This window comes from Serratia sp. PL17 (assembly GCF_017832355.1).
Classification (GTDB): domain Bacteria; phylum Pseudomonadota; class Gammaproteobacteria; order Enterobacterales; family Enterobacteriaceae; genus Serratia.
On record NZ_JAFIBY010000013.1, the window covers coordinates 23846 to 48371 of the forward strand.

Annotated in this window: 24 protein-coding genes; 17 read left to right on the forward strand and 7 right to left on the reverse strand. The window is 54.4% G+C overall.

Going from position 1 to position 24526, the window contains the following annotated elements; genetic code table 11:
- Positions 1 to 73 precede the first annotated feature (73 nt).
- A complete protein-coding gene (locus JOE25_RS25655) occupies positions 74 to 1456 on the forward strand; it encodes an MFS transporter (RefSeq protein WP_209640315.1) in 1383 nt (460 codons plus the stop codon).
- Positions 1453 to 1833, forward strand: coding sequence for a DUF4440 domain-containing protein (locus JOE25_RS25660; protein WP_209640318.1), 381 nt, complete (start codon positions 1453 to 1455; stop codon positions 1831 to 1833). The genes JOE25_RS25655 and JOE25_RS25660 overlap by 4 nt, the downstream gene beginning before the upstream one ends.
- A gap of 203 nt (positions 1834 to 2036) precedes the next feature.
- Here JOE25_RS25660 and asr read toward each other — a convergent pair whose 3' ends face one another.
- Positions 2037 to 2513: an acid resistance repetitive basic protein Asr gene (gene asr, locus JOE25_RS25665; RefSeq protein WP_209640321.1), complete on the reverse strand. Its 477-nt coding sequence runs from the start codon at positions 2511 to 2513 to the stop codon at positions 2037 to 2039.
- Between the two features lie 189 nt (positions 2514 to 2702).
- Here asr and JOE25_RS25670 point away from each other — a divergent pair, with 189 nt between their 5' ends.
- Complete coding sequence (locus JOE25_RS25670) at positions 2703 to 3683, forward strand: nickel/cobalt transporter (protein ID WP_209640418.1); 981 nt, start codon at positions 2703 to 2705, stop codon at positions 3681 to 3683.
- Positions 3684 to 3806: 123 nt separating this feature from the next.
- The gene (locus JOE25_RS25675) at positions 3807 to 4115 is read left to right on the forward strand and encodes a YqjD family protein (protein ID WP_209640324.1); all 309 of its coding nucleotides are present in this window, start codon (positions 3807 to 3809) and stop codon (positions 4113 to 4115) included.
- A 63-nt stretch (positions 4116 to 4178) separates the two neighbouring features.
- Here the strand turns inward: JOE25_RS25675 and JOE25_RS25680 are convergent, their stop codons facing one another.
- Entirely contained in the window at positions 4179 to 5612 is a 1434-nt protein-coding gene (locus tag JOE25_RS25680; protein WP_209640328.1) for a PLP-dependent aminotransferase family protein, read from the reverse strand.
- Positions 5613 to 5708: 96 nt separating this feature from the next.
- On the opposite strand from JOE25_RS25680, the gene JOE25_RS25685 reads away from it, so the two are divergent.
- From JOE25_RS25685 to nrdF, 5 genes are all read left to right on the forward strand, one after another.
- The gene (locus JOE25_RS25685; protein ID WP_209640331.1) at positions 5709 to 6140 is read left to right on the forward strand and encodes a carboxymuconolactone decarboxylase family protein; all 432 of its coding nucleotides are present in this window, start codon (positions 5709 to 5711) and stop codon (positions 6138 to 6140) included.
- A 282-nt stretch (positions 6141 to 6422) separates the two neighbouring features.
- Positions 6423 to 6659 carry a glutaredoxin-like protein NrdH gene (gene nrdH, locus JOE25_RS25690; protein WP_209640333.1) on the forward strand — a complete coding sequence of 79 codons (237 nt, stop codon included), beginning with the start codon at positions 6423 to 6425 and terminating at the stop codon, positions 6657 to 6659.
- Positions 6660 to 6667: 8 nt separating this feature from the next.
- Entirely contained in the window at positions 6668 to 7072 is a 405-nt protein-coding gene (nrdI, locus tag JOE25_RS25695) for a class Ib ribonucleoside-diphosphate reductase assembly flavoprotein NrdI (protein ID WP_209640336.1), read from the forward strand.
- Entirely contained in the window at positions 7054 to 9198 is a 2145-nt protein-coding gene (gene nrdE / locus JOE25_RS25700) for a class 1b ribonucleoside-diphosphate reductase subunit alpha (protein ID WP_209640340.1), read from the forward strand. The genes nrdI and nrdE overlap by 19 nt, the downstream gene beginning before the upstream one ends.
- A gap of 8 nt (positions 9199 to 9206) precedes the next feature.
- Complete coding sequence (gene nrdF / locus JOE25_RS25705; RefSeq protein ID WP_209640343.1) at positions 9207 to 10178, forward strand: class 1b ribonucleoside-diphosphate reductase subunit beta; 972 nt, start codon at positions 9207 to 9209, stop codon at positions 10176 to 10178.
- Between the two features lie 76 nt (positions 10179 to 10254).
- Here the strand turns inward: nrdF and JOE25_RS25710 are convergent, their stop codons facing one another.
- Together JOE25_RS25710 and JOE25_RS25715 are read right to left on the reverse strand one after the other, a co-directional pair.
- Positions 10255 to 10467 carry a DUF1289 domain-containing protein gene (locus JOE25_RS25710; RefSeq protein WP_209640346.1) on the reverse strand — a complete coding sequence of 71 codons (213 nt, stop codon included), beginning with the start codon at positions 10465 to 10467 and terminating at the stop codon, positions 10255 to 10257.
- Between the two features lie 74 nt (positions 10468 to 10541).
- A complete protein-coding gene (locus JOE25_RS25715) occupies positions 10542 to 11282 on the reverse strand; it encodes an SDR family oxidoreductase (RefSeq protein ID WP_209640349.1) in 741 nt (246 codons plus the stop codon).
- A gap of 123 nt (positions 11283 to 11405) precedes the next feature.
- Between JOE25_RS25715 and JOE25_RS25720 the strand changes: the two genes are divergently transcribed.
- The gene (locus JOE25_RS25720) at positions 11406 to 12299 is read left to right on the forward strand and encodes a LysR family transcriptional regulator (protein WP_209640352.1); all 894 of its coding nucleotides are present in this window, start codon (positions 11406 to 11408) and stop codon (positions 12297 to 12299) included.
- Positions 12300 to 12327: 28 nt separating this feature from the next.
- Here JOE25_RS25720 and JOE25_RS25725 read toward each other — a convergent pair whose 3' ends face one another.
- On the reverse strand, positions 12328 to 13272 hold the full coding sequence (locus JOE25_RS25725; RefSeq protein ID WP_209640355.1) for an MBL fold metallo-hydrolase: 945 nt from the start codon (positions 13270 to 13272) through the stop codon (positions 12328 to 12330).
- A 136-nt stretch (positions 13273 to 13408) separates the two neighbouring features.
- Positions 13409 to 14764 (reverse strand): 2-hydroxycarboxylate transporter family protein, encoded by a 1356-nt coding sequence (locus JOE25_RS25730; RefSeq protein WP_209640358.1) that lies wholly within the window; start codon positions 14762 to 14764, stop codon positions 13409 to 13411.
- 326 nt (positions 14765 to 15090) lie between these two features.
- Here JOE25_RS25730 and JOE25_RS25735 point away from each other — a divergent pair, with 326 nt between their 5' ends.
- The 6 genes from JOE25_RS25735 (at position 15091) to proX (JOE25_RS25760) (ending at position 22217) form a co-directional block, all read left to right on the forward strand.
- Positions 15091 to 16689 (forward strand): ATP-binding protein, encoded by a 1599-nt coding sequence (locus JOE25_RS25735; protein ID WP_209640361.1) that lies wholly within the window; start codon positions 15091 to 15093, stop codon positions 16687 to 16689.
- 11 nt (positions 16690 to 16700) lie between these two features.
- Positions 16701 to 17387: a response regulator gene (locus JOE25_RS25740; protein WP_209640365.1), complete on the forward strand. Its 687-nt coding sequence runs from the start codon at positions 16701 to 16703 to the stop codon at positions 17385 to 17387.
- Positions 17388 to 17794: 407 nt separating this feature from the next.
- Entirely contained in the window at positions 17795 to 18997 is a 1203-nt protein-coding gene (gene proV / locus JOE25_RS25745; RefSeq protein ID WP_209640368.1) for a glycine betaine/L-proline ABC transporter ATP-binding protein ProV, read from the forward strand.
- The gene (proW, locus tag JOE25_RS25750; protein ID WP_209640371.1) at positions 18990 to 20108 is read left to right on the forward strand and encodes a glycine betaine/L-proline ABC transporter permease ProW; all 1119 of its coding nucleotides are present in this window, start codon (positions 18990 to 18992) and stop codon (positions 20106 to 20108) included. Before proV ends, proW begins: the two co-directional genes overlap by 8 nt.
- 61 nt (positions 20109 to 20169) lie before the next feature.
- Positions 20170 to 21165, forward strand: coding sequence for a glycine betaine/L-proline ABC transporter substrate-binding protein ProX (proX, locus tag JOE25_RS25755; protein WP_209640374.1), 996 nt, complete (start codon positions 20170 to 20172; stop codon positions 21163 to 21165).
- A 50-nt stretch (positions 21166 to 21215) separates the two neighbouring features.
- Positions 21216 to 22217: a glycine betaine/L-proline ABC transporter substrate-binding protein ProX gene (gene proX / locus JOE25_RS25760; protein WP_209640377.1), complete on the forward strand. Its 1002-nt coding sequence runs from the start codon at positions 21216 to 21218 to the stop codon at positions 22215 to 22217.
- 37 nt (positions 22218 to 22254) lie between these two features.
- Here proX (JOE25_RS25760) and JOE25_RS25765 read toward each other — a convergent pair whose 3' ends face one another.
- Positions 22255 to 23133, reverse strand: a complete 879-nt coding sequence (locus tag JOE25_RS25765) for a LysR family transcriptional regulator (protein WP_209640379.1) — start codon at positions 23131 to 23133, stop codon at positions 22255 to 22257.
- Between the two features lie 102 nt (positions 23134 to 23235).
- On the opposite strand from JOE25_RS25765, the gene JOE25_RS25770 reads away from it, so the two are divergent.
- Entirely contained in the window at positions 23236 to 24435 is a 1200-nt protein-coding gene (locus tag JOE25_RS25770; RefSeq protein ID WP_209640382.1) for an MFS transporter, read from the forward strand.
- The last annotated feature ends 91 nt before the right edge of the window (positions 24436 to 24526 follow it).

A 24526-nucleotide genomic window follows, 5' to 3' on the forward strand; every position in this document is an offset into this window, starting at 1 on the left:
AGTGTAATCGCTCGCAGCCGATTTATCCGCACTTTCCCGCCCGCTACACTGCTCGCCTTCAACCGGAGGCACCATGCCCTATCGCATCAAAGTCGCAATCGTCTATCTGCTCGGTTTTTTCGTCGATCTGATCAACATGTTTATCGCTAACGTCGCTTACCCGTCTATCGGGCATACCTTTCATGCCTCAGTCGGTGAATTGGCGTGGGTCAGCAATGGTTATATTCTCGGCCTGACGCTGGTGATCCCACTCAGCGCCTGGCTGGCGCAACGCATTGGTGGGAAACGCGTATTTTTGGTCTCTCTGACACTGTTTATGCTGGCGACGGCCGCAGCCGGTAATGCGGGTTCAATCGGGGAACTGATTGGCTGGCGTGTGTTGCAAGGCATGGGGGGCGGTTTGCTGATCCCGATAGGCCAAACATTGACCTATCAACTGTACAGAAGCCATGAACGTGCGGGGCTTTCCGCCGCCATTATGTTGGTCGGCTTGCTGGCACCCGCGTTATCACCTGCACTGGGTGGACTCATTGTTGATCGGCTTGACTGGCGCTGGGTCTTCTTCGCTAACTTGCCATTGGCAGCGCTGGCGCTCTTGCTGGCAGCACTGTGGTTACGTCCGCAAGCACCTGATGCCCAACCCAGGCCACTCGACGTTAACGGGCTGCTCTGCGCCTGCACGGCCCTGACACTGATCCTGCTTGGCCTCACGCGGCTGGGTGAAACTGACGGTCTGCTACAGGGCTTCTTATTGCTGGCCGCAGGGGCATTAACGCTGACCTATTACCTGCGGCGCAGTTTGCGTATCGCGCAGCCTTTGTTGAACCTGCGACTGGTGCAAGAGCCGCTGCTGCGCACCTCGATGATCATTTACCAATGCATACCGGGTGTCTTTATCGGAGTCAGCCTGGTTGCCATGTTGTATTTGCAAAATCAACTCGGAATGCGTGCCGCGCAAGTCGGCAGCCTGATGGTACCTTGGTCTTTGGCCTCATTCCTGGCCATCACGCTAACCGGCAAAAAATTTAATCGCGTTGGCCCACGCCCCCTGTTTATCGTCGGCTGTCTGCTGCAAGGGCTGGGTATTTTGGCGCTATCGCAGATTGCGCACGCCGGGGAGTATGGGTTGCAGGTAGCGGCTTTCGCCCTTATGGGGTTTGGCGGCAGCCTGTGCAGCAGCACAGCGCAGAGCAGCGCCTTTCTGCATATTGCCGATGAACAATTGGCAGACGCCAGTGCGCTATGGAACATCAATCGGCAGCTCAGCTTTTGCCTGGGCGTCGCCCTGCTCAGCTTAGTGCTGAACCTGTTGCTTGAGCATTTTCCCCCGGCCGTTGCCTATAAAAGCTGTTTCTACCTGGCCGCCGCCAGCACGTTAATTCCACTACTGCTATGCCTGCGCATCGCTAACCGCGCAATTGTGCGCCACCTTAAGACTCAACAGGACCTCTCATGAACCAATATTTTACCGAAGTGATCGACGCTCATGTCGCCATTGAAAACTGGCTGGAAAAAGGTACAGGGGAAGAACAGACGCTGCTGGCGCGTTTTGATCCCGCATTCAGCATGATCGCGCTGAACGGTAACCGGCTGGATTTCGCTGCGCTTAGCGCATTCTTCCATGCCAATCGTGCCGTTAAACCGGGGCTGGTTATCACAATAGAAGAAATGACGTTAGTGGCCGAATGGCCAACGGGGGCGGTGGTTAGCTATCGCGAAAAGCAAATGCTGCCAGGACAAGGGGCAACGCTGCGTAACTCTACCGTGGTGTTTACGCAGACCCAGGCTGGGCTGGGTTGGCGGCATCTGCACGAAACCACACTGGCCCAATAATCAGGCGTCAGAGAAAGCCGTCTGCCAGGAACAGTTCCCAGGCAACAATCAGTCCGCATAAGGTGACGGCGCTGAAAATCACTTCGAACAAATAACGATTGATCATCATGAGCTAGCCCTCAAAAGAAAACACCCGGAAAAACCGGGTGTTTGCATCGCGTCTGGATGATGCGGCACCCTCAGGCCCCGCATTTGTCACTCAATTAAGCAGCTGGAGTTGCTGATTTTTTAGCCGCTTTGTGGTGCTTTTTAGCGGCCTGAGCTTTCTGCACTGGCGCTTTTTTGTGGTGTTTTTTAGCAGCCTGGGCTTTTTGAGCTGGCGCTTTTTTGCTTACTTTGTGGTGAGTTTTAGCAGCCTGAGCTTTCTGTGCTGGGGCTTTGTGGCTCACTTTGTGGTGTTTTTTAGCAGCCTGAGCTTTCTGTGCTGGGGCTTTCTTGGTCGCTTTGTGGTGCTTTTTAGCGGCCTGAGCTTTCTGTGCTGGGGCTTTCTTGGTTGCTTTATGGTGCGTCTTCTTATGATGAGTCGCTTTAGCAGGAGCCTTCTCAGCAGCAGCTGGCGCAGCGGTAGTCGTGGTTGCAGTTGCAGCAGGTGCTGCTGCTGGAGCTACTGCATCAGCAGCGAAAGCAACAGAAGACAGACCCATGGTAGCAGCAACGATCAGGGCTAATACTTTTTTCATCTTTAATTCCTCAGAGTGTTTTTTCAGTAAGCCCCGTTGGGCCGTTGAAGCAGATACTAGAGGAATCGATGAACCGCTTCCGTGAGTGATTGGTTTCGCCGAGTAACCAAATGTACAGCGCTTGTGAACCCTGTACACAAGTCTATGCTGGAAGCTGAAGATCCCCTTTTGCTACAGGCTGGCAGCGCCATGAAAACCTCAACGATGAAAGTCACACCGGCAAACGTTGCTGGTCTGGGCGCCGGTGTTCTGTTGCTGCTGGTTATGCTCTATCTGTTCGCCCGCCACTGGGCGGAGTTCGTCCAATACTGCATCAATGCCCAGATCTATATGCACCGTTATCTGGTGCTGTACTTATTGCAACAGCGCAATCATCAGTACAGCGGTGGTGTGATGCTGGCATTGTGCAGCTTTATCTATGGTTTCCTGCATTCCGTCGGCCCGGGCCACGGCAAGTTTGTTATCACCACGTATCTGGCGACCCACCGTAGACAATTGAACGCCAGCCGGCTGATCACTTTGCTCGGTAGCCTGATGCAAGGCGTTGTGGCGATCCTTTTCGTGCTGGTGCTGGCAATCGCGCTGAATTTGTCGATGGGCGATCTGAGCCTGAGCCGTTACTGGCTGGAAAAAGGCAGCGCACTGTTTATCGCCGCGTTCGGCCTGGTGGTGATCCTGCGCGCCGTGGGGCTACCCCAACGCAAGCGACTGGCGTTCAAGGCTCTGAGGCCGTTAACAACAACCACACAGCACAGCCCAGAAGACGATTGTGGCTGCGGCCATCGGCATCTGCCTGATGCAACAGCCCTGACGGGGGGCTGGCGCAATGCACTGTGGCTTATCGTTTCTATCGGTATCCGCCCCTGCAGCGGTGCGATCCTCATCTTGGTGTTTGCCAACGCCGTTGGCATGTTCACCTGGGGCGTGATTTCCGCACTCAGCATGGCGCTGGGAACGGCGCTGTCGATCATGATTCTCGCCACCCTGGTACACCATGCACGTGAAAAATTTATCGCTGCCAACGACCATTTGACAGGTAAACGCCTGGCGCAGGTATCACGACTGGCCGTTATTTTAGGGGGGATATTGCTGATCCTGTTCGCATTGGTGCTGTTCAATTCTGTCATCCCGGTGAGCGCCAACGGCGACTTTATTGCCGCCGGTTGCTGATGGCTTCTATTGCGTCGCTATCCGCCGCGAAAACAGCGCTTAATGACAGTTTTTTCCGTGATCGCCAACACAGTTTGAAAAATGGTCTACACTTAATAGACATGTGTCGAAACGGAGAATCGAATGTTTAAGAGATCAGAAAAAGTAGAACGCGACATCGATCAAGACGTTACCCTTCTGGCCGATACGCTGGACGAAGTGTTACGGGAGTCCGGTGACAAGACCAAAGAGGAACTGAAAGAGCTGCACAGTAAGGCAAAAGGTGTATTACGTGATGCCCGGGCACGCTTCAATGGTTCCACTAATCTGACACAGCATGCTCGCGATGCCGTCGAACACGCCGATAGCTACGTGCGCGAAAAACCTTGGCAGGGCGTAGGAATCGGGGCCGCGGTTGGCATCGTCCTTGGCGTTCTGCTGGCCCGGCGTTAACACCCCCTGCAGTCATAAAGATAAAACAGATGTGCGTCTGGCCCGCGGGAAACCGCGGGCCGTTTAATGTCCACTGTTGAACAATTCAGCCAACCTGGCCACCGCCTGTTCGGCTTCACCCTGCTGAGTAAAATTGGCAAAGCCCATGAGCAGGCCAGAGCTTGTTGGTCCTGTGATTTGCCAGTCCGATAACGCCTGTACCGACAATCCGCGCCGCCAGGCCTCCTCCGCCAAACGCCGGTCCTGCCCATGCTCCGCTAACCGTGCCAGCAACTGAATGCCACCCGCTTGCGAGACCACCGCCAAGTGCTCAGCCAATTGTTGCTCGAGCGCCTGCGCCAACCACGCACGTCGCTGGCGGTAGATTGGCCGCATCCGTTTCAGGTGGCGATAAAAATGCCCCTGATTAATAAAGTCTGCCACGCTGGCCTGCATCAGTGGCGGGCAACCGCAGCCCCGCAGCCGGCTGCCGTGGCCAAAAACCTCCACCAGCCCAACGGGCACGACCAAATAAGCCATGCGCAGCGCCGGGAACAGCGTTTTGCTGAAGGTTCCGGCGTAGAGCACTCGCCCCTGGCGATCGAGGCTTTTCAATGGCGGTAGCGGACGGCCATGATAGCGAACTTCGCTGTCGTAATCGTCTTCAAGGATCCATGCCGCCTGCTGCTGTGCCCACTCAAGCAAGGCCATACGCCGCGCCAGGCTGAGTGATACCCCCAGTGGGCTTTGGTGAGTCGGCGTCAATACTGCCATGCTTGCCAAAGGCGCCTTCGCCATGCCGGCGGCAATGTCCATTCCCTCTTCATCAACCGGTACCGCTACCGGCCGCATACCCGCGGCCTGGAACAGCGGCAGCGTCACCGGGTAGCCTGGATCTTCCAACCACACCTCATTGCCCGGCTTAAGCAAGGTACCGATCACCAGATCCAGCAATGCCTGATACCCGGCGCAGATAAAGACCTGCTCTGGACGGCAGTTGATGCCACGTGAAAGTTGCAAATAATTGACAATCGCCGCGCGGAGTTCAGGCAAACCCTGAGTTGACGGATGCGCCAGCGAAGCCAGCGGGCTCGTCCGTAATTGGCGACCAACAATCCGCTGCCATAGCGCACGCGGAAAAACATCCAGCGCCGGCAACCCCAACTGAAACGGCTGAGTAGCCCCATTGGGATGCAACGGATTCGCCGTCACCGCCGGTAAAGGCTCCGCCGTCGATGCTGCCCGCACAGGCAAGTTCTGCACCTGTGGCGAAACATAAGTACCCGCCTGCCCCCGACTTTGCACAAACCCCTCAGCGATCAGTTGGCCATACGCGTTTTCCACCGTGGCGCGTGCCACACTGAGATCGCTCGCCAGCCCACGCACCGAGGGCAATCGGCTGCCGGCTTGCAAGGTGCCCTGCGTAATGGCGTCTTTAATTCGCAGATAAATCTGCCGGTACAAAGGATCGGCAAGCTGGCTGTCCAGCCGCAGGGAGGAAAGAAACTGACGCATCATGGCCTGATTAAATAATCATTTTATGGCCCTATAGCATAGTCCATATTGCCCTTAAAGTAGCACCAAGATTCTGCTACTCGCTAACCGAGGTTGACCATGATTAAGCAACGTTTGAACTATTCCGAACTCTCTCCTGCACCGTACAAAGGCATGGTGAACGCCCTTATGGCACTGGAAAAGGGTGCCCTGGACAAGGCAACAATTGAACTGATGTTCATGCGTGTATCGCAGATCAACGGCTGTGCCTACTGCCTGGATATGCACGGCAAGGCGCTGCGTGAAAGTGGTGTTAGCAACGCTAAACTGGATACCTTGGCAGGCTGGCGTGTCAGCCATGAATTCAGCGCACGCGAACGTGCGGCACTGGAATGGGCAGAGTCTGTCACGCTGATCGCCGAAACCGGCGCACCAGACAGCGCGTTTGAAGCGCTAAAAGCGCATTTCAGCGACGCAGAAATTGCCGATTTGACCTTCGCCATCAGCATCATGAATGCCTTTAACCGCTTGGCCGTCAGCATGCGCCAGTGATAAAAATGCGCTTTCCCCTCTTGCTGCGAGAGGGGATTTTCACCGATAACCGCCCGCAAAAAAATTTTCCTCACCGCATTTCCAGCCCCGCTGCGGCCTCCGCGCAAAATCCACCAAAACACCATATATAGCGTGGTTGATAAATTAAACGTCAACATATAGTATTTATTCCATCAACCGCAGGGAACATGTCGCGGTCGGTAACGCCGTCAGAAACGCCGTTCAATGCTCCGTTATCTGACCTGTCCGCCTTTCCTTCAACACAAAAGGTAAATGCGAATCATGAGCATTATTATTTACAGCAAACCGGACTGTGTCCAGTGCAACGCCACCTATCGCGCATTTGATAAGCAAGGGATTGGTTATCAGGTGATCGACCTCACCCAGGATCAACAGGCGCTGATCCATGTGAAATCCCTTGGCTACCAGCAGGTTCCGGTGATTATTGCCGGTGACGATCATTGGTCCGGTTTCCGGCCCGATAAAATTGGCGCGCTGGCTCACGCCCTTGCATCCTGAGGTCAACCATGAACCCGCTGGTCTACTTCTCCAGCAGTTCGGAGAACACCCACAGGTTCGTTGAAAAGTTGGGATTACCGGCGATGCGCATACCGATCGCCGGCGCCCGCAGCAAACTGCTAATGGAAACACCTTATATTCTGATTGTGCCCAGCTATGGCGGCGGTAGCGCCGTGGGAGCCGTGCCAATCCAGGTGATCCGCTTTCTCAACGTTCCACAGAATCGCGCGTTTCTGCGCGGCGTGATTGCCGCCGGGAATACCAACTTCGGCGCAGCGTACGGCATTGCCGGCGACATCATCGCCAAGAAATGTCAGGTGCCTTTTCTCTATCGTTTTGAGCTGCTCGGCACCACACAAGACGTTGCAAACGTTCGACAGGGAGTAACCGCATTTTGGCAACGACAGAACTGACCAGACCCGCCACGAGCGCGCTGGATTACCATTCGCTCAACGCGATGCTCAATCTTTATGATGCTGAAGGCCATATCCAGTTTGATAAGGACAGGCTGGCGGCGCGGCACTATTTCCTGCAACACGTGAATCAGAACACCGTGTTCTTCCACAACCTGGAAGAGAAGCTGCGCTATCTGGTAGAAGAGGGCTATTACGAGCAGAGCGTACTGGCACAATACGACTTCGCTTTTATCAAGCAGCTGTTCCAGCAAGCTTACGCGAAAAAATTTCGCTTCGAGACGTTCCTCGGTGCCTTCAAGTACTACACCAGCTACACGCTGAAAACGTTTGACGGCAAACGCTATCTGGAACGCTATGAAGACCGGGTGTGCATGGTGGCGCTGACGTTGGCGGCAGGTGATACCACGCTGGCGCAAGATCTGGTGGAGGAGATGATTTCCGGGCGTTTTCAGCCTGCAACCCCGACCTTTCTCAACTGCGGCAAACAGCAGCGTGGTGAGCTGGTGTCCTGCTTTCTGCTGCGGATTGAAGACAACATGGAGTCGATCGGCCGGGCGGTAAATTCTGCACTGCAACTGTCGAAACGCGGTGGCGGCGTGGCATTTTTGCTGACCAATATCCGGGAGGTCGGTGCCCCCATCAAGCGCATTGAAAACCAGTCTTCCGGCGTGATACCGATCATGAAAATGCTGGAAGACGCCTTCTCTTATGCCAATCAACTGGGCGCACGCCAAGGGGCGGGTGCGGTCTATCTCAACGCTCATCATCCGGATATTTTACGGTTCCTCGATACAAAGCGTGAAAACGCCGACGAGAAAATCCGCATCAAAACGCTGTCGCTGGGGGTGGTGATCCCGGATATCACTTTCGAACTGGCGAAGAATAACGAAGAGATGTACCTGTTCTCGCCGTATGACGTCGAACAGGTGTACGGCGTACCTTTCTCGGAAATCAGCGTCAGCGAAAAATACCGCGAGATGGTGGATGACAAACGCATCCGCAAATCACGCATCAATGCGCGCGAGTTTTTCCAGGTGCTGGCGGAGATCCAGTTCGAATCCGGTTATCCGTATATGATGTTTGAAGATACGGTCAACCGCGAAAACCCGATCGCCGGGCGCATCAATATGAGCAACCTGTGTTCGGAGATTTTACAGGTTAACCGCGCCAGCACTTATCACGACGATCTGAGCTATGACCAGGTAGGCAAGGATATTTCCTGCAACCTTGGCTCGCTGAACATCGCCAAAACCATGGATGCGCCGGACTTCGGCAAAGCAATCGACACCGCGATCCGCGCACTGACGGCGGTGGCCGACATGAGCGACATTCGTTCTGTACCGTCAATTGCCGAGGGTAACCGCAGCTCCCACGCTATCGGCCTGGGCCAGATGAATCTGCATGGTTATTTGGCACGTGAACGCATCTTCTATGGGTCTGAAGAAGGCATCGATTTCACCAATATCTATTTCTACACCGTTGCTTACCACGCCATTCGTGCCTCTAACCAGCTGGCGATCGCGCGCGGCAGCGCGTTCGGCGGTTTTGAGGACTCCACCTACGCCTCCGGCGAGTATTTCAGCAAATACACCGAACAAGAATGGCTGCCACAGACTGAGCGGGTACGTGCCTTGTTCGCCGACGCCAAGATTGCCATTCCCGGTCGCGAAGAATGGTTGGCGTTGCGCCAGTCGGTGATGATGCACGGGCTGTACAACCAAAACCTACAGGCGGTGCCACCGACCGGCTCCATCTCCTACATCAATAACTCCACCTCCAGCATCCATCCGATCGTGTCGCGCATCGAGATCCGCAAGGAGGGCAAAATCGGTCGTGTGTATTATCCCGCGCCTTATATGACCAACGACAATCTGGAGTATTACCAGGATGCCTATGACATTGGGCCAGAAAAGATCATTGATACCTACGCCGCTGCCAGCCAGCACGTCGATCAAGGGCTGTCGCTGACGCTGTTCTTCCGTGATACCGCCAGCACGCGCGACATCAACCGTGCACAGATTTACGCCTGGCGTAAAGGTATCAAAACCATCTATTACATCCGTCTGCGCCAGATGGCGCTGGAAGGCACCGAGGTGCAGGGCTGTGTGTCCTGTGCGCTGTGAGGCAACTTATGAATACCGTTAAACCGTCACCCTTGGTACGCGCAATCAACTGGAACATCATTGAAGACGATAAGGACCTGGAGGTGTGGAACCGCCTGACCTCCAATTTCTGGCTGCCAGAAAAAGTGCCGTTGTCGAACGACATTCCGTCGTGGGCAACGCTGACACCAAAGGAGCAGCAACTGACCATTCGGGTGTTCACCGGGCTGACGCTGCTGGACACCATTCAAAACACCGTCGGGGCACCGGCACTGATTGCCGATGCCATCACGCCGCACGAAGAAGCGGTGTACTCCAACATCAGTTTTATGGAGGCGGTGCACGCACGTTCGTACAGCTCGATTTTCTCCACGCTGTGCCAAACGCCAGACGTTGACGATGCCTACCGCTGGAGCGAGGAGAATCGCGCATTGCAGAAAAAGGCCAGCATCATTCTGGCCCACTACCGCAGTGACGATCCGCTGATGAAAAAGGTCGCCAGCGTGTTCCTCGAGTCATTCCTGTTCTATTCGGGTTTCTATCTGCCGATGTACTGGTCAAGCCGTGCCAAACTGACCAACACCGCCGATTTGATCCGTCTGATCATTCGTGACGAAGCGGTACACGGCTATTACATTGGTTATAAGTTCCAGAAGGGATTGGAGAACGTGGACGCGGCACGCCGTCAACAGGTGAAAAACTTCGCGTTCGATCTCATGCAGGATCTGTATGACAACGAAGTGCGTTACACCGAGGAGTTATACGACGGCGTCGGTTGGAGCGAGGACGTGAAAACCTTCCTGCACTATAACGCCAACAAGGCATTGATGAACCTGGGTTACGAAGCGTTGTTTCCGCCATCAATGGCTGAGGTCAATCCGGCTATTCTGTCGGCGCTGTCACCGAATGCCGACGAGAACCACGACTTCTTTTCCGGCTCTGGCTCGTCTTACGTGATTGGCAAAGCGGTCAATACCGAAGATGACGACTGGGATTTCTAAGCGTAATGCAGGGGCGAATAACTTCGCCCTATAACGATAACCGGTGAACGGGCGCAGCATGCCGCGCCCCTGGTGTTTAGATATTTCCGGCACGCTGTCGGATGCGCTGCCAGATAGCCCGTTTTTCCTCGTCATCTGCGCTCGACCAAGCGGCGATTTCATCCAACGTGCGCCAACACCCACGGCACCACGATTTATCGGTGTCGATCTGGCAAACGTTATTACAGGGCGAACGGACACCGTCGTCTATTTGACTGCGGGTTTTTCTTCTTCTGCTGCGGCCTACCATGGGACGCTTTCCTCCGGTGGATGTCTGACAACAGGATACCCGATCCTGCCGTCAGAGAAACCGCCCCGACGCGATCAGATGATACCGCCATTGGCACGCAGGGTTTGACCGTTGATCCAGGCGCCGTCGGCACCGGCCAGGAAGGAGACCGCCGCCGCAATATCCTGCGGCTGGCCCAGGCGCTCTAGCGGTGCCATGTTCGCCAGGCGCGCGATCAGCTCCGGCGTTTTCCCGTCCAGGAATAATCCGGTGGCCGTTGGCCCCGGCGCGATGGCATTCACCGTGATATTACGGCCTCGAAGCTCTTTCGCCAGCACGCTGGTCAATGCCTCAACCGCGGCCTTAGTGGCAGCGTACATGCCATAGCTTGGCTGCAACAGCCCGACCACACTGGAAGAAAAGTTGATGATACGGCCGTTATCACGCAGCCGTTTCGCGGCTTCTCGCAGGGTATTGAACGTCCCCTTCAGATTGATATCAATCAGCCTGTCAGCCTCGGCGTCGCTCATTTCAGCAACCGGCGCCAATGCAATCACCCCGGCGTTATTCACCAGGATATCGACGCCGCCAAACGCCTGCTCCGCACGATCAAACAGTTGGGCAACGGCCGTGGCATCACTGACGTCGGCTTTGGCGCTCAGGGCCCGCCCGCCGTTGTGTTCAATGTTACGCACCAGTTGATCCGCCAAGGTCTGATTACCCGAATAGTTGACGATTACGGTAAAACCATCGGCAGCCAGGCGTTCGGCAATGGCTGCGCCGATGCCACGTGATGCGCCGGTTACGATGGCGACGCGTTGTGAAGTGGTGTTCATCTTATCTATCCTCATCAGGTATACGCCTGCGGCTTGCCGGCGTCGGATCATCATGCACCTTTCGCTATGGCGAATAATCCCCTACTCTTCGTTATCACTATCCGATTTTAACGAACAATACTCATGGACAGAATTGATGCCATGCGCCTGTTCACCCGCGTGGTGGAACAACGTAGCTTTACGCAGGCTGCGCAGGATCTGGGCCTGCCGCGCTCGACGGTGACCGATGCTATCAAACAACTGGAGGCCCGGCTGCAAGTGCGTTTGCTGCAACGCACCACCCGCCATGTCAGCCCGACGCTGGACGGGGAAGCCTACTATCAGCGTTGCCTGACCATTCTGGCGGATATAGAAGATGCCGAGATGGCTTTTGCCGGCGCCAAGCCGCGCGGGTTACTGCGCATCGATGTCCACGGCACGTTAGCGCGTCATTTTCTCTTGCCGGACCTACCCGATTTTCTGGCGCAATACCCAGACATCGAATTTTTCATGAGCGAAGGTGACAGGCTGGTTGATCCGGTACGGGAGGGCATCGACTGCGTGGTACGCGTCGGCAGGCTAAAAGACAGTGATATGGTGGCACGTCGTTTGGGTGAGCTGGAAGAGGTTACCTGCGCGGCGCCTGACTATCTGCAACGCTTCGGTACGCCACTGAGCCTCGACCAACTTGACGGGCACCGAATGGTCGGTTTCCGTTCTTCGGCCAGCGGTACAATCATGCCCCTGGAGTTTACTGTCGCTGGACACCCCCACCAGGTAACACTGCCCTGCACTGTATCGGTGAGTGCAGCAGAAAGTCTGGTCGCAGCGGCACACAGGGGGTTGGGCATTATTCAGGTACCGCGCTATCACCTGCGCGACAGCCTTGCCGAGGGCAGCCTGTTGCCGCTGTTGCCGCAGTTCCCTTCCACGCCGATGCCGGTTTCACTGCTGTATCCCCGTAACCGTCAACTTTCGCCTCGGGTCCGGGTATTTATCGACTGGTTCAGCAAGGTATTTGCCACGCGCAATGGCTAAAAAGCCGCCCGTTAAGGCGGCCAGCAAGTTACAGAGCACCATAGTCCAGCGGTACCCAGTCGTATCCGTCGCCTTGTTTATTGAGATAGCCTAACCCCGGAAACGACAGATGCGCCCCGCCCACCAGCACACGCTGCTGGGCGCTATCACCGAAGACGCGCAGGCGCTCAGCCACCGCGGCCTTTGCATCGCTGTCAAAGCGAATGGCCACGCGCGGATGAGGGAGCTGCACTGCCGCCACATGGATCAGATCGCCAATCACCAGCAGACTTTTTCCTTTGCTATCGACCTGATAAATGCTGTGACCCGGCGTGTGGCCGTGAGCTGCAAATGCCCTGATCCCCGGAGACAACTCACCGTCGCCGTTGAACGGTGTAAAGTGCCCGGCAGCCTGATAAGGTTTTATCGCCGCCATCGCTCTTTCGAACGACGCCTTGTCTTCGGTCTTCGCCTGCTTCAATCGGCTCTCGCTCAGCCAAAAATCGACATCCTGCTGACTGGCTCGCACCACCGCATTCGGGAACATCGCCACGCCATTTTGCGTGAGGCCACCGAGATGGTCCGGGTGCATATGGGTCAGATAAATTTCGTCCACCTGCTGCGGCTGATAGCCGGCAGCCTTCAGATTGGCGACCAATTTGCCCAATCCATCCCCCAGCAACGTGCCGGCACCGGTATCAATCAGAATCAACTTACTGCCGGTGTTGACCAAATAGGCATTCACCGAAGTAGCGACAGGCAGGCTCTGGTGATGCTCGGCTAACGCGGTTTCAATCTGTTTTGGCGAGCTATTCAACAGCAATTTATCCGCTGGCAAACGAATGATGCCATCGGACAATACGGTAATTTCATAACTGCCCAGCATAATGCGATAGAAGCCTGGCGCGGGGCTTTTCACCTGCGGCGCAGCGGCTGAAACCTGCAGTGACATGACGGCCAACGCCGCTCCCAACAGGTAGTGTTTCCAGTGCATAACGACTCCTTAATTGTAAATTCAGCAGCGCTAAGTATTAACGCAAAACGCTGAACCTGCCTGCGGGGCCATGACACAGGCAAAAAAATCCCCGCGGGGGCGGGGAAAGGCAAAGAAAACTAAGGTCTTTTTTATGTTATACGAAGAATTTGGCCAGCACTAACAATGAGAGGGATACGTTAATCGCACCGCCAATACGGGTAGCGATTTGGGCAAACGGCATCAGCGACATGCGATTGCCCGCGGTAAGTATGGCAACATCACCGGTACCGCCCTGCCCGCTCTGGCAACAGGACACAATTGCCACATCGATCGGGTGCATACCAATTTTCTTACCCACAAAGAACCCGGTCGCCACCAACGCACTAACGGTGCTCACAATCACCACCAGGTTTTGGAGAGTGAAGGCATTAACCAGCTCTTGCCATGGGGTGATTGCCACACCGACGGCAAACAGAATCGGGTAAGTCACCGCGGTGCGGAAGAACTTATAAACCACTTGAGAACCTTCCTGAATACGCGGAGACACGCCGTGTGCCAGCTTCACCGCCACCGCGGCAAACAACATACCTACAGGTGCAGGCAGGCCAATCAAGCGGTGCAGCAACATCCCAACCATGTACAACAAGATAGCCAGCAAGGCGCCGCAAGCAATGGTGCTGACATCCACCTTGCCACTGAATTTTTCCACCGCGCTCACTTCGCTATTGCCTTGTTTGTTCGGCATCAAGCTGCCTTCACCGGTCAAGTGCGGGTAGCGTTTGCCCAGTTGGTTCAGCAAACCGGCAAGTACAATCGCCGTCAGGCCGCCAAGCATCACGATCGGCAGAATACGGCCCAGCGCCACGCCCTGATCCATATGCAGGATTGCCGCGTAGCCCATCGACAGCGGGATAGCGCCCTCACCGACACCGCCGGCCATGATAGGCAAGATCAGAAAGAAGAAGATCTGGAACGGTTCCAGTCCCAATGCCATACCGACGGCCATCCCCACCAACATGCCGACAATTTCACCGCACAGCATTGGCGCGAAAATACGCAGGAAGCCCTGGATCAATACCTGTCGGTTCATGCTCATAATACTGCCGACAATGATGCAGCAGATGTAGAGATAAAGGATATTGGTCGACTTATAGAATTTGGTGGTCGACTCCACCACCACATCCGGCAACAGCCCATAGTGCACCAATGCAGAAGGGATAAAGGTGGCGCAAATCGCTGCTGCCCCCATTTTACCGATCAGCGGCAAGCGCTTGCCAAACTCGCCACAGGCAAAACCAAAGAAGGCCAGTGTGGCAACCATCACCACAATATCGCTGGGTAATTTCCCTTCCAGACAATCCAATAAAATAAGTACGCCGGCCAGAACAAAGAACGGCAACGGAATAATCCCTACCTTGTAATTGTCCAGTATCTGCCACCATTTCTCCCGCAACGGTATTTCAGCGGTTTTATCTTTGGCAGCGAGGAAAGAATCATCTGTTGTGCTCATAATCTGGCCTCTTATTAGTTTGTTCGGCCATCATAGAGAAACGCACTGATTATCTGCTGTGATTTTGTTCAAAATTAAAAAGGGTTTTTAATGGTGGTTATGGTTTCTATGGTGTTAATAGTCATTATGTAAAATATGGCGTGGTTTTAATGGTGTTAATGTTATTTTTACTTCAAGGATTGTCCATTTTATTGTAACTGCCCCGCGGTCTGCCAGATAAGGATAATCCCGTGGCTGCGATCACAAGTTGATCCGGCGCAATATTACATTAACTGCGACTCATGATAGGGTAAGCACTCAGGATCTCTCAGGGTGAACCCCAGGCCATGCGCATAAAACTCTCATTTCAAATCAAACTTTTTCTCTGCCTGGTTGCCTTCTCCTGCCTGCTGCTGACATTTATTGGTGCTTACACCTACTATCAGCTCGATGCCCAGCTACACCGAGACCTTGGTGCCCGCGCACAGGTACAGGCGCGGGAGATTGCCCTGATCCCGTCGTTGGTCACCGCGGTCGAAAACCATGATCCGGTGAACATTGCCGCCTTGATGAAGAAAATACGCGCCAGCAGCGATGCCAGCTATATCGTTATCGGCGATAAACAAACCCGGCATCTTTATCATTCCGAGTACCCCAATATTGTTGGAACGCCCATGGTCGGCGGTGATAACAAAGAAGTGTTGGAAGGGAAAAGCATTATTTCTATCCGCAAAGGCGGCATTGGTGTTTCACTGCGCAGCAAAGCACCCATTATGGATGAAAATAATAATGTCATCGGTATTGTTTCGGTCGGCTACCTTAAATCACATATCGACAACCTGAATGCGAGAACGCTAACGCAAATCGTAGGATCGATTGTATTGCTCTTAATTGCGCTATTTGTATTTTCCTGGCTGTTATCCAAGAATTTAAAACGTCAGATGTTCTGGTTGGAGCCGAAAGAAATTGCATTATTGGTGCGCCAGCAAAAAGCCTTGCTGGAGGCAATTTATGAGGGCGTTATTGCCGTCGATCCCCAACTTCGCATCATCACCATCAACCACGCAGCGCGGGAGTTACTGGATTTGCGGCAACCCGCCAGTGCCCTGATGGGACGTGAAATCGGTGAGGTGATTCAATCTCAACCTGACTTTTTCGGCGCTGCGCAGTTAGATCAGGATACCCACGATGAAGTCTGCCGTTTCAACCATGTACGGGTCATCGCCAGCCGCGTCCGCATCATGCAGGAAGAAGAGCTGCAGGGCTGGGTGATCAGCTTCCGCGACAAGAACGACATCAATACCCTGAGCAGCCAACTCAGCCAGGTTAAACGTTACGCCAACAACTTGCGGATCATGCGCCATGAACAACTCAATTGGACTGCCACCCTCGCAGGGCTGTTGCATATGCAACGCTACGACGAGGCGATTCGCTATGTGGAGGCGCAGTCAGAAGGCGCACAAGAGATTCTCGATTTTATCTCGCAGCGTTTCAGCTCTGCGGCGCTCTGTGGTCTGCTGTTGGGTAAATACGCCAGCGCGAAGGAAAAAGGCGTTGAGCTGCGATTCGATCCCGCCTGTCAGCTGCGGCAAATCCCGGCCGCGCTGAATGAAACCGAACTGATGTCGATCATCGGGAATTTGCTGGATAATGCGGTTGATGCGACTCTGCGTTGTGACCCGCCACATGAAGCCGTAGAACTCTATATCAGTGATAACAGCAATGAACTGGTGATTGAAGTGGCCGATCGCGGTACCGGCATTGCAGCGGAGATCCGTGATACGCTGTTTGAACAAGGCATCACTACTAAAGATGACAAAGGTGACCACGGCATCGGCTTGCATTTGGTTGCCAGCCATGTGGCCCAAGCGCATGGCAGCATAGAAGTGTCGGACAACGAGCCACACGGCGCTATTTTTTCTTTGTTTATCCCTAAACAATCTTGAGCACCCGAATAATGCAACCTGAAGCACTGGACGTTTTGATCGTGGAAGATGAGCCACAGTTGGCCACGCTGCACGCCGAGTTCATTGAGCAGAACTTTGCCCTGCGCGTGGTGGCCTATGCCGCCACGCTGGCCGAGGCCAGAGCCAAAGTCAATGCACACCAGCCACGCCTGATCTTACTGGATAACTTTCTGCCGGATGGCCAGGGAATTGAGCTTATGGAAGAGGCCAGGGTAAAAAACCCCGGTTGCTCCGTGATCTTTATTACCGCCGCCAGTGACATGAACACGTGCAGCCAGGCGATCCGTAACGGCGCTTTCGATTACATCATTAAACCCGTGTCCTACAAGCGCCTACGCAACTCGCTGGAACGCTTTATGCAGTTTGTGCAAACCCAGCGGACGTTCAAAGTGATCGACCAAAGCAACGTCGATGCACTCTATAACCTGCAATCCAAACAGTTTTCCAGCGAGCCCAGTGCCAAAGGCATCGAAACCAATACGTTAGAGCTGGTTCAATCGCTGTTTATCAACCAACCAGAGGTTGCCCACGCGGTGGAAGATGTTGTCGAGAAAGTCGGTATTAGCAAAACGACGGCCCGACGTTATCTGGAATACTGCGTCGCCACCCAGTTTGTACGCGTTGAGATGATGTACGGCAATATCGGCCACCCGCGTCGATTGTATCGCAAAGCCTAAACTGACATCTGGCTGTCATAATGACGGGATAATATGCCTGCGACGATATCCCCCTCGATATCGGCACCTGTCGTTGAAAACTGATGAAATACTGATGACTTTTACCCGACCTATGGTCGGGTTTTTTATTGTCCAAGAAGACAACTTGAACGGAAAATAATAGCGATAATCAGAACGGATTATTTTTACCTAAAACCAACCTGTTACGGGGAATATTAGGTGTTGATAATTGAATATTCACCGCACTACCATAACCAATCGAAAACCTGATGTAAATCGCTAATATCCTATTAATCGGACATTGAGGGTTGTCTCAGATATTCACTGTGTTAGGGTATAGAGGACTATTATTTTCTATTGGGATATTTTTATCGCTTGATAATTCATCAGAGGAAACAGCAAATTGCATGGCAATTAAACTCGAAGTAAAGAACCTATATAAGATATTTGGCGAACATCCGGATCGCGCTTTCAAACTGATTGATAAAGGCCTGACAAAAGACCAATTGCTTGAAAAAACCGGGTTATCATTAGGCGTAAAAGACGCCTCTCTGGCCATTGAAGAAGGCGAGATATTTGTCATCATGGGGCTTTCCGGTTCCGGAAAATCTACCCTGGTACGCCTTCTCAATCGTCTGATAGAACCCACCCGCGGGCAGGTGCTGATTGACGGCGAGGATATATCGAAAATATCCGACAGCGCACTGCGCACCGTCCGTCGAAATAAGATCAGCATGGTGTTTCAATCATTCGCTTTAATGCCACATATGAATGTCTTGAATAACACTGCATTCGGTATGGAGTTAGCCGGTATTCCGCCGCAGGAGCGCCAGGAAAAAGCGCTGGAGGCCCTGCGTCAGGTCGGTCTGGAGAATTATGCGCATTCCTATCCCGATGAACTTTCCGGCGGGATGCGTCAGCGCGTGGGATTAGCCCGTGCCATGGCGAATAATCCTGACATATTATTGATGGATGAAGCCTTCTCGGCACTGGATCCATTAATCCGTACGGAGATGCAGGATGAGCTTGTCAAATTACAGGCTCAACATCAACGCACCATCGTCTTTATTTCCCACGATTTGGATGAGGCAATGCGTATTGGCGATCGCATTGCCATTATGCAAGGTGGAGAAGTGATTCAAGTCGGTACGCCGGAGGAAATATTAAATAATCCGGCCAACGATTATGTCCGTACATTCTTCCGCGGCGTCGATATCAGCCATGTCTTCAGCGCCAAGGATATTGCCAAGCGTCGCCCCGTCGCGCTTATTCGTAAAACCCCCGGTTTTGGTCCGCGTTCGGCATTGCAGCTGCTGCGCGATGAAGACCGCGATTACGGTTATGTTGTTGAACGTGGAAAGAAATTTATCGGCGTTGTGTCGATAGATTCGCTCAAGCACGCGCTCGCCGCCAATCAAACGTTGGACGACGCCCTGCTGGAAGCTCCGGCCCCAGTGCCAGCCGATATGCCACTGAGCGAACTGATTTCATTGGTCGCCCTGGCGCCTTGTGCTGTCCCCGTGGTCTGCGAAGACAATAACTATATCGGAATTATTTCCAAAGCCATGCTGTTGCAGGCTTTAGATAAAGAGGGCCCAACGAATGAGTGATACGACACAGGATCCCTGGGCTACCGCGCCTACCGACCCCAGCACCCTACCGGCAACTGACGCTGCAAGTTCAACGGCGCCTGCGGGTGATGCCTGGTCCAGCGCACCACCACCCGCCGCCCATGACGCCGCTAATCAGGCTGCACAGGGCGCTGACTGGCTTAACAGCGCACCGGCACAGCCTGAGCATTTCAACTTGCTGGACCCGTTCCACAAGACCTGGGTGCCATTTGACTCCTGGGTAACGCATGGCATCGATTGGCTCGTACTGCACTTTCGCCCATTGTTTCAGGGGATCCGCGTTCCCGTCGACGTTATCCTCAGTGGCTTCCAACAATTGCTACTTGGCATGCCGGCACCGATCGCCATTCTGCTGTTTTCATTGATTGCCTGGCAGCTTTCCAGCCTCGGCATGGGGGCTGCGACGCTGGTCTCGCTGATTGCCATTGGTGCAATTGGCGCCTGGTCACAAGCCATGGTAACGCTGGCGCTGGTACTGACGGCCCTGTTCTTCTGTATCGTCATCGGCTTGCCGCTAGGTATCTGGTTGGCACGCAGCAAACATGCCGGCAAAGTTATTCGGCCACTGCTCGATGCCATGCAGACCACACCCGCCTTCGTCTATCTGGTGCCCATCGTCATGCTGTTCGGTATCGGCAACGTGCCCGGGGTGGTGGTCACGATCATCTTTGCTCTGCCGCCGATCGTGCGTTTGACCATTCTTGGCATCAAGCAGGTGCCAGAAGATCTGATCGAAGCCGCCGAATCCTTCGGTGCCAGCCCGCGCCAACTGCTGTTTAAAGTGCAGTTGCCACTGGCTATGCCGACCATCATGGCTGGCGTAAACCAGACGCTGATGCTGGCGTTGTCGATGGTGGTTATTGCCTCGATGATCGCCGTCGGGGGGCTGGGTCAAATGGTACTGCGTGGCATTGGCCGCCTCGATATGGGTCTGGCCGCCGTTGGGGGGGTCGGTATCGTAATCCTGGCGATTATTCTGGACCGCCTCACACAGTCTCTGGGGCGCGATCGTCGCAGCAAAGGCATCGGTCGTTGGTATGCTCACGGCCCGATTGGGTTAGTCGCCCGTCCATTCATCAAAAAGCCTTAATGACCTTCCCCCGGCGTTGGCCGGGGGTATCGGCAGTCCCCATAAAATCGAAGGAACCACTATGCGCTCGACAGGAATTTGGGCTATTGCCCTGACTTCATGGCTAAGCACACAGGCGTTCGCCGTCGAACTTCCCGGCAAAGGCGTCACGGTTAACCCCGTGCAAAGCCCCATTGCGGAAGAAAGCTTCCAGACAGAACTGGTTAACCGCGCGTTGACCCAGCTGGGCTATGACGTCAAGCCTACCGCCGAGGTGGACTATAACGTCGCCTATACCTCCATCGCTTCCGGTGACGCCACCTATATGGCAGTGAATTGGGATCCGTTGCAAACAGACATGTACCAAAGCGCCGGCGGCGATAAGACGTTCTATCGCCAGGGTGCCTATATCACGAATGCGGCACAAGGCTATCTGATCGATAAAAAAACCGCGGACAAATACCACATCAGTGATATTGCCCAGCTAAAAGATCCCAAGCTGGCCAAGCTGTTTGACGCTGACGGTGACGGCAAAGCCGATCTGGCTGGCTGCGAACCGGGCTGGGCATGCAGCAATGTGATCGACACCCACATCAAGGCCTATGGCCTGAGTAACACCGTCACTCAAAACCAGGGTAACTACGCCGCCATCATCGCCGATACCCTGACCCGCTATAAACAGGGCAAACCAGTGCTGTATTTTACCTGGACACCCTATTGGGTCAGCGACGAGCTCGTGCCCGGCCGCGACGTCGTCTGGCTCACCGTTCCATTCTCCGCCAGCCCTGGGTCATTGAAAGATAAAGAGACCGCATTACCGAACGGTAAAAATTACGGTTTCTTCGTCAATAACGAACACATTGTCGCCAACAAACAATGGGCGCAGGCCAACCCGGCAGCTGCCAAGCTGTTCGCCGTCATGAAACTGCCATTGTCAGATGTGAACGCACAGAACCTGCGTATGCATAACGGTGAGAACAGTGCCGGCGATATACAGCGCCACGTAGACGGCTGGATTAAAGCCCATCAGGCCACCTTCGATGGCTGGGTCAATACGGCTGCTGCGGCAGCGAAATAATCCCGACGTGCCGGAAATCCCGGCTTCATAACATAAAAAGGTATTTCACTATGCGCACTACAGGAATCTGGGCCGTTGCCCTTACCACACTGATTAGCTCACAGGCGGTTTTTGCCGCGGACTTGCCGGGTAAAGGCATCAGGGTGCAACCGGTGCAGAGCACCATTTCCGAAGAAACCTTCCAGACGCTGCTGGTCAGTAAAGCGTTGGAAAAACTGGGCTACGACGTGAAAGACACGCGCGAAGTGGACTATAACGTCGCCTACACGTCAATCGCCTCCGGTGACGCGACGTTCCTTGCGGTCAATTGGGATCCGCTGCACGCCGATCAATACAAAGCCGCCGGTGGCGACGCCAAGTTTTACCGCGAGGGGGTATACGTCAACGGGGCAGCACAGGGTTACCTGATCGACAAAAAAACCGCCGATAAATACCACATCACCAACATTGAACAGCTGAAAGATCCGAAGATCGCCAAGCTGTTCGACACCAACGGGGATGGCAAAGCGGATCTGACCGGTTGTACGCCGGGCTGGGGCTGTGAAGCCGCCATTAACCACCACATCAAGGCCTACGGTCTGGATAAGACCGTCGAGCACAACCAGGGCAACTACGCGGCAATGATTGCCGATACCATTACCCGCTACAAAGAAGGCAAACCGGTGTTGTACTACACCTGGACGCCATACTGGGTGAGCGATGTGTTGGTTCCGGGGCGCGACGTCGTCTGGTTGCAGGTGCCGTTTTCCGCCATGCCGGGCGAAATGAAAAACAGGGATACCAAGCTGCCAAACGGTGCTAACTATGGTTTCCCGGTGAACACCATGCGTATCGCCGCCAACAAGCAGTGGGCCGAAGCCAACCCGGCTGCCGCCAAGCTGTTCGCCATCATGAAGCTGCCCATTGCCGATGTGAATGCGCAAAACCTGCGTATGCATGAGGGTCAGGCATCTGAAGCCGATATCCAGCGTCACGTTAATGGCTGGATCAAGGCGCATCAGGCCACCTTTGACGGCTGGGTGAAAACGGCCGCCGAGGCCGCGAAGAAATAATCACACAGGGGTGCAGGCAACTGCACCCCTCCTCTCTTTATTCAACAATATCTATCCCACTAAACTGCAAAAAACGCTCGGCGGTTCTGGACAGCAACTGCGGCCATACGCAGTACACCTGCCGCCGTGGGCCATCCTCGATTGGAATTGACACCAGCGAACTCAAACGCTGTGCCGTCGAAATCGGTACGATACCCGTCGCTAGCCCGCGCCGGACCAAATTTTCCAGCCATTCAATATGATCAATTTCAAAACTGACGTGCCGCTTAATCCCCGCAGCCTGAAACGCGCGATCGGTTTGGCGCCTGGCCCCTGTACCGCTGTAAAAGTCCACCAGCGGCACTTCCGACAAGGTTTGCAGATTGACTCGCTGGCGGTTGGCTAACGGATGTTGTGTCGCCACCAGTGCCACCAGCGGCTCATCGGTAAGCTGCCGATGAGATACCGGCAGCATATCGATATCCCCCGGCCAAATGCCGACAAACGCCACGTCGGTTTTTTGTTGGCGAACATCCTCCAGCAATTCCTCGCTCATTCCCACATACAACCGGATGTTCACCGCCGGATAATGGCGATGGAAATTACCCAGTTTCTCGGTGAGATCAATCGCGTTTATGGTTGAAATGGTGCCAATAGTCAGGGTACCGGACACTGTGCCACTGGCCGCGACCACCTCCTCCACCAGCGCCTGTTTCGCCGCCAGTAATCGTTGTGCAGGTTGAATAAATGCCTGCCCGGCAGTCGTCAATTTTACCCGGCGTGAGGTACGCTCAAACAATGTGCATCCTAGCTCTTCCTCCAGTTTGGCAATCTGGTGGCTAAGGGCAGACTGTACCGTATGGCAGCGCTGCGCCGCCCGCGTAAAGCTCTGTTCTTCAGCCACCGCAAGTGCAAAGCGGATTTGTTTCAGGTTCATGGCATCTATCGCAAAATGAGATTAATCAAATGAAAATTATACATTGGTTTAACGCGCTGTCCTGAACGATACTCGCCCCACTTCTTCTTATGATTAAAAACTATGAATCAAAAACACGCACAGCCGGGCCTAAGCCCAGCGTTAACCGTACTGATTGCCATCGCCACCGGTCTGGCGGTCGCCAGTAACTATTATGCACAACCATTGCTGGAAACCATCGCCCAGAACTTTGATCTGTCGGTGAATCAGGCCGGTTTTATCGTCACCGCCGCTCAATTGGGCTACGCCGTAGGCCTGCTATTGCTGGTGCCGCTCGGCGATATGTTTGAACGCCGCGGGTTAATTGTCTTTATGACGCTGTTGGCAGCAGGGGGCATGCTGATCACGGCCAGTTCCTCAACCTTGCCGATGATGATCCTCGGCACGGCACTCACCGGGCTGTTCTCGGTGGTGGCACAAATCCTGGTGCCGTTGGCGGCTACGTTGGCACACCCGGAAAAACGCGGTAAAACCGTTGGCATTATCATGAGTGGCTTACTGCTCGGTATTCTGTTGGCACGAACCGTCGCCGGGGCACTTGCGTCGTTCGGCGGTTGGCGCACCATTTACTGGGTGGCCAGTGTGTTAATGATCCTGATGGCGCTGATCCTCTGGCGTGCACTACCACGTTATAAACAGCACTCAGGGCTGAATTACCCCCAGTTACTGAAATCAATTTTCACCCTGTTCTGCGGGACTCCACTGCTGCGGACCCGTGCGGTGCTGGGGGCGCTCTCGTTCGCCAACTTTAGCGTGCTGTGGACGTCCATGGCCTTTCTGCTGGCCGCGCCGCCCTTTGGCTATTCCGAAGGCGTCATCGGCCTGTTCGGGTTAGTCGGTGCTGCGGGAGCGTTAGCCGCCTCACGTGCCGGGCACATGGCGGACCAAGGCAAAGCCGGTTTAACCACCACCGTTGGCCTGGTGCTGTTGTTACTGTCATGGATACCCATCGCTTTCGCTAAACAATCGCTGTGGGCATTGATCGCCGGCATCCTGATCCTTGACCTGGCGGTGCAAGCCGTACACGTCACCAATCAAAGCGTGATTTACCGCATCATGCCGGAAGCGCGTAATCGCCTGACGGCAGGCTACATGACCAGCTATTTTATCGGTGGCGCACTCGGTTCACTGCTGTCAGCCACCGCTTACCAACATGCAGGCTGGACCGGCGTCGCCGCTGCTGGGGGCGTTTTATGTCTCCTCAACCTGCTGACCTGGTGGCACGGTAAGCACCATGACCCACAAGGCCCAGCGACAATCTGATTAGCAAGCGAATAGTAATATCAGGAATTTATTAGCGCCGCAGGGTATAAACATTACTCACTCTCTGGTAATGTTCTGCAGATGAACTATT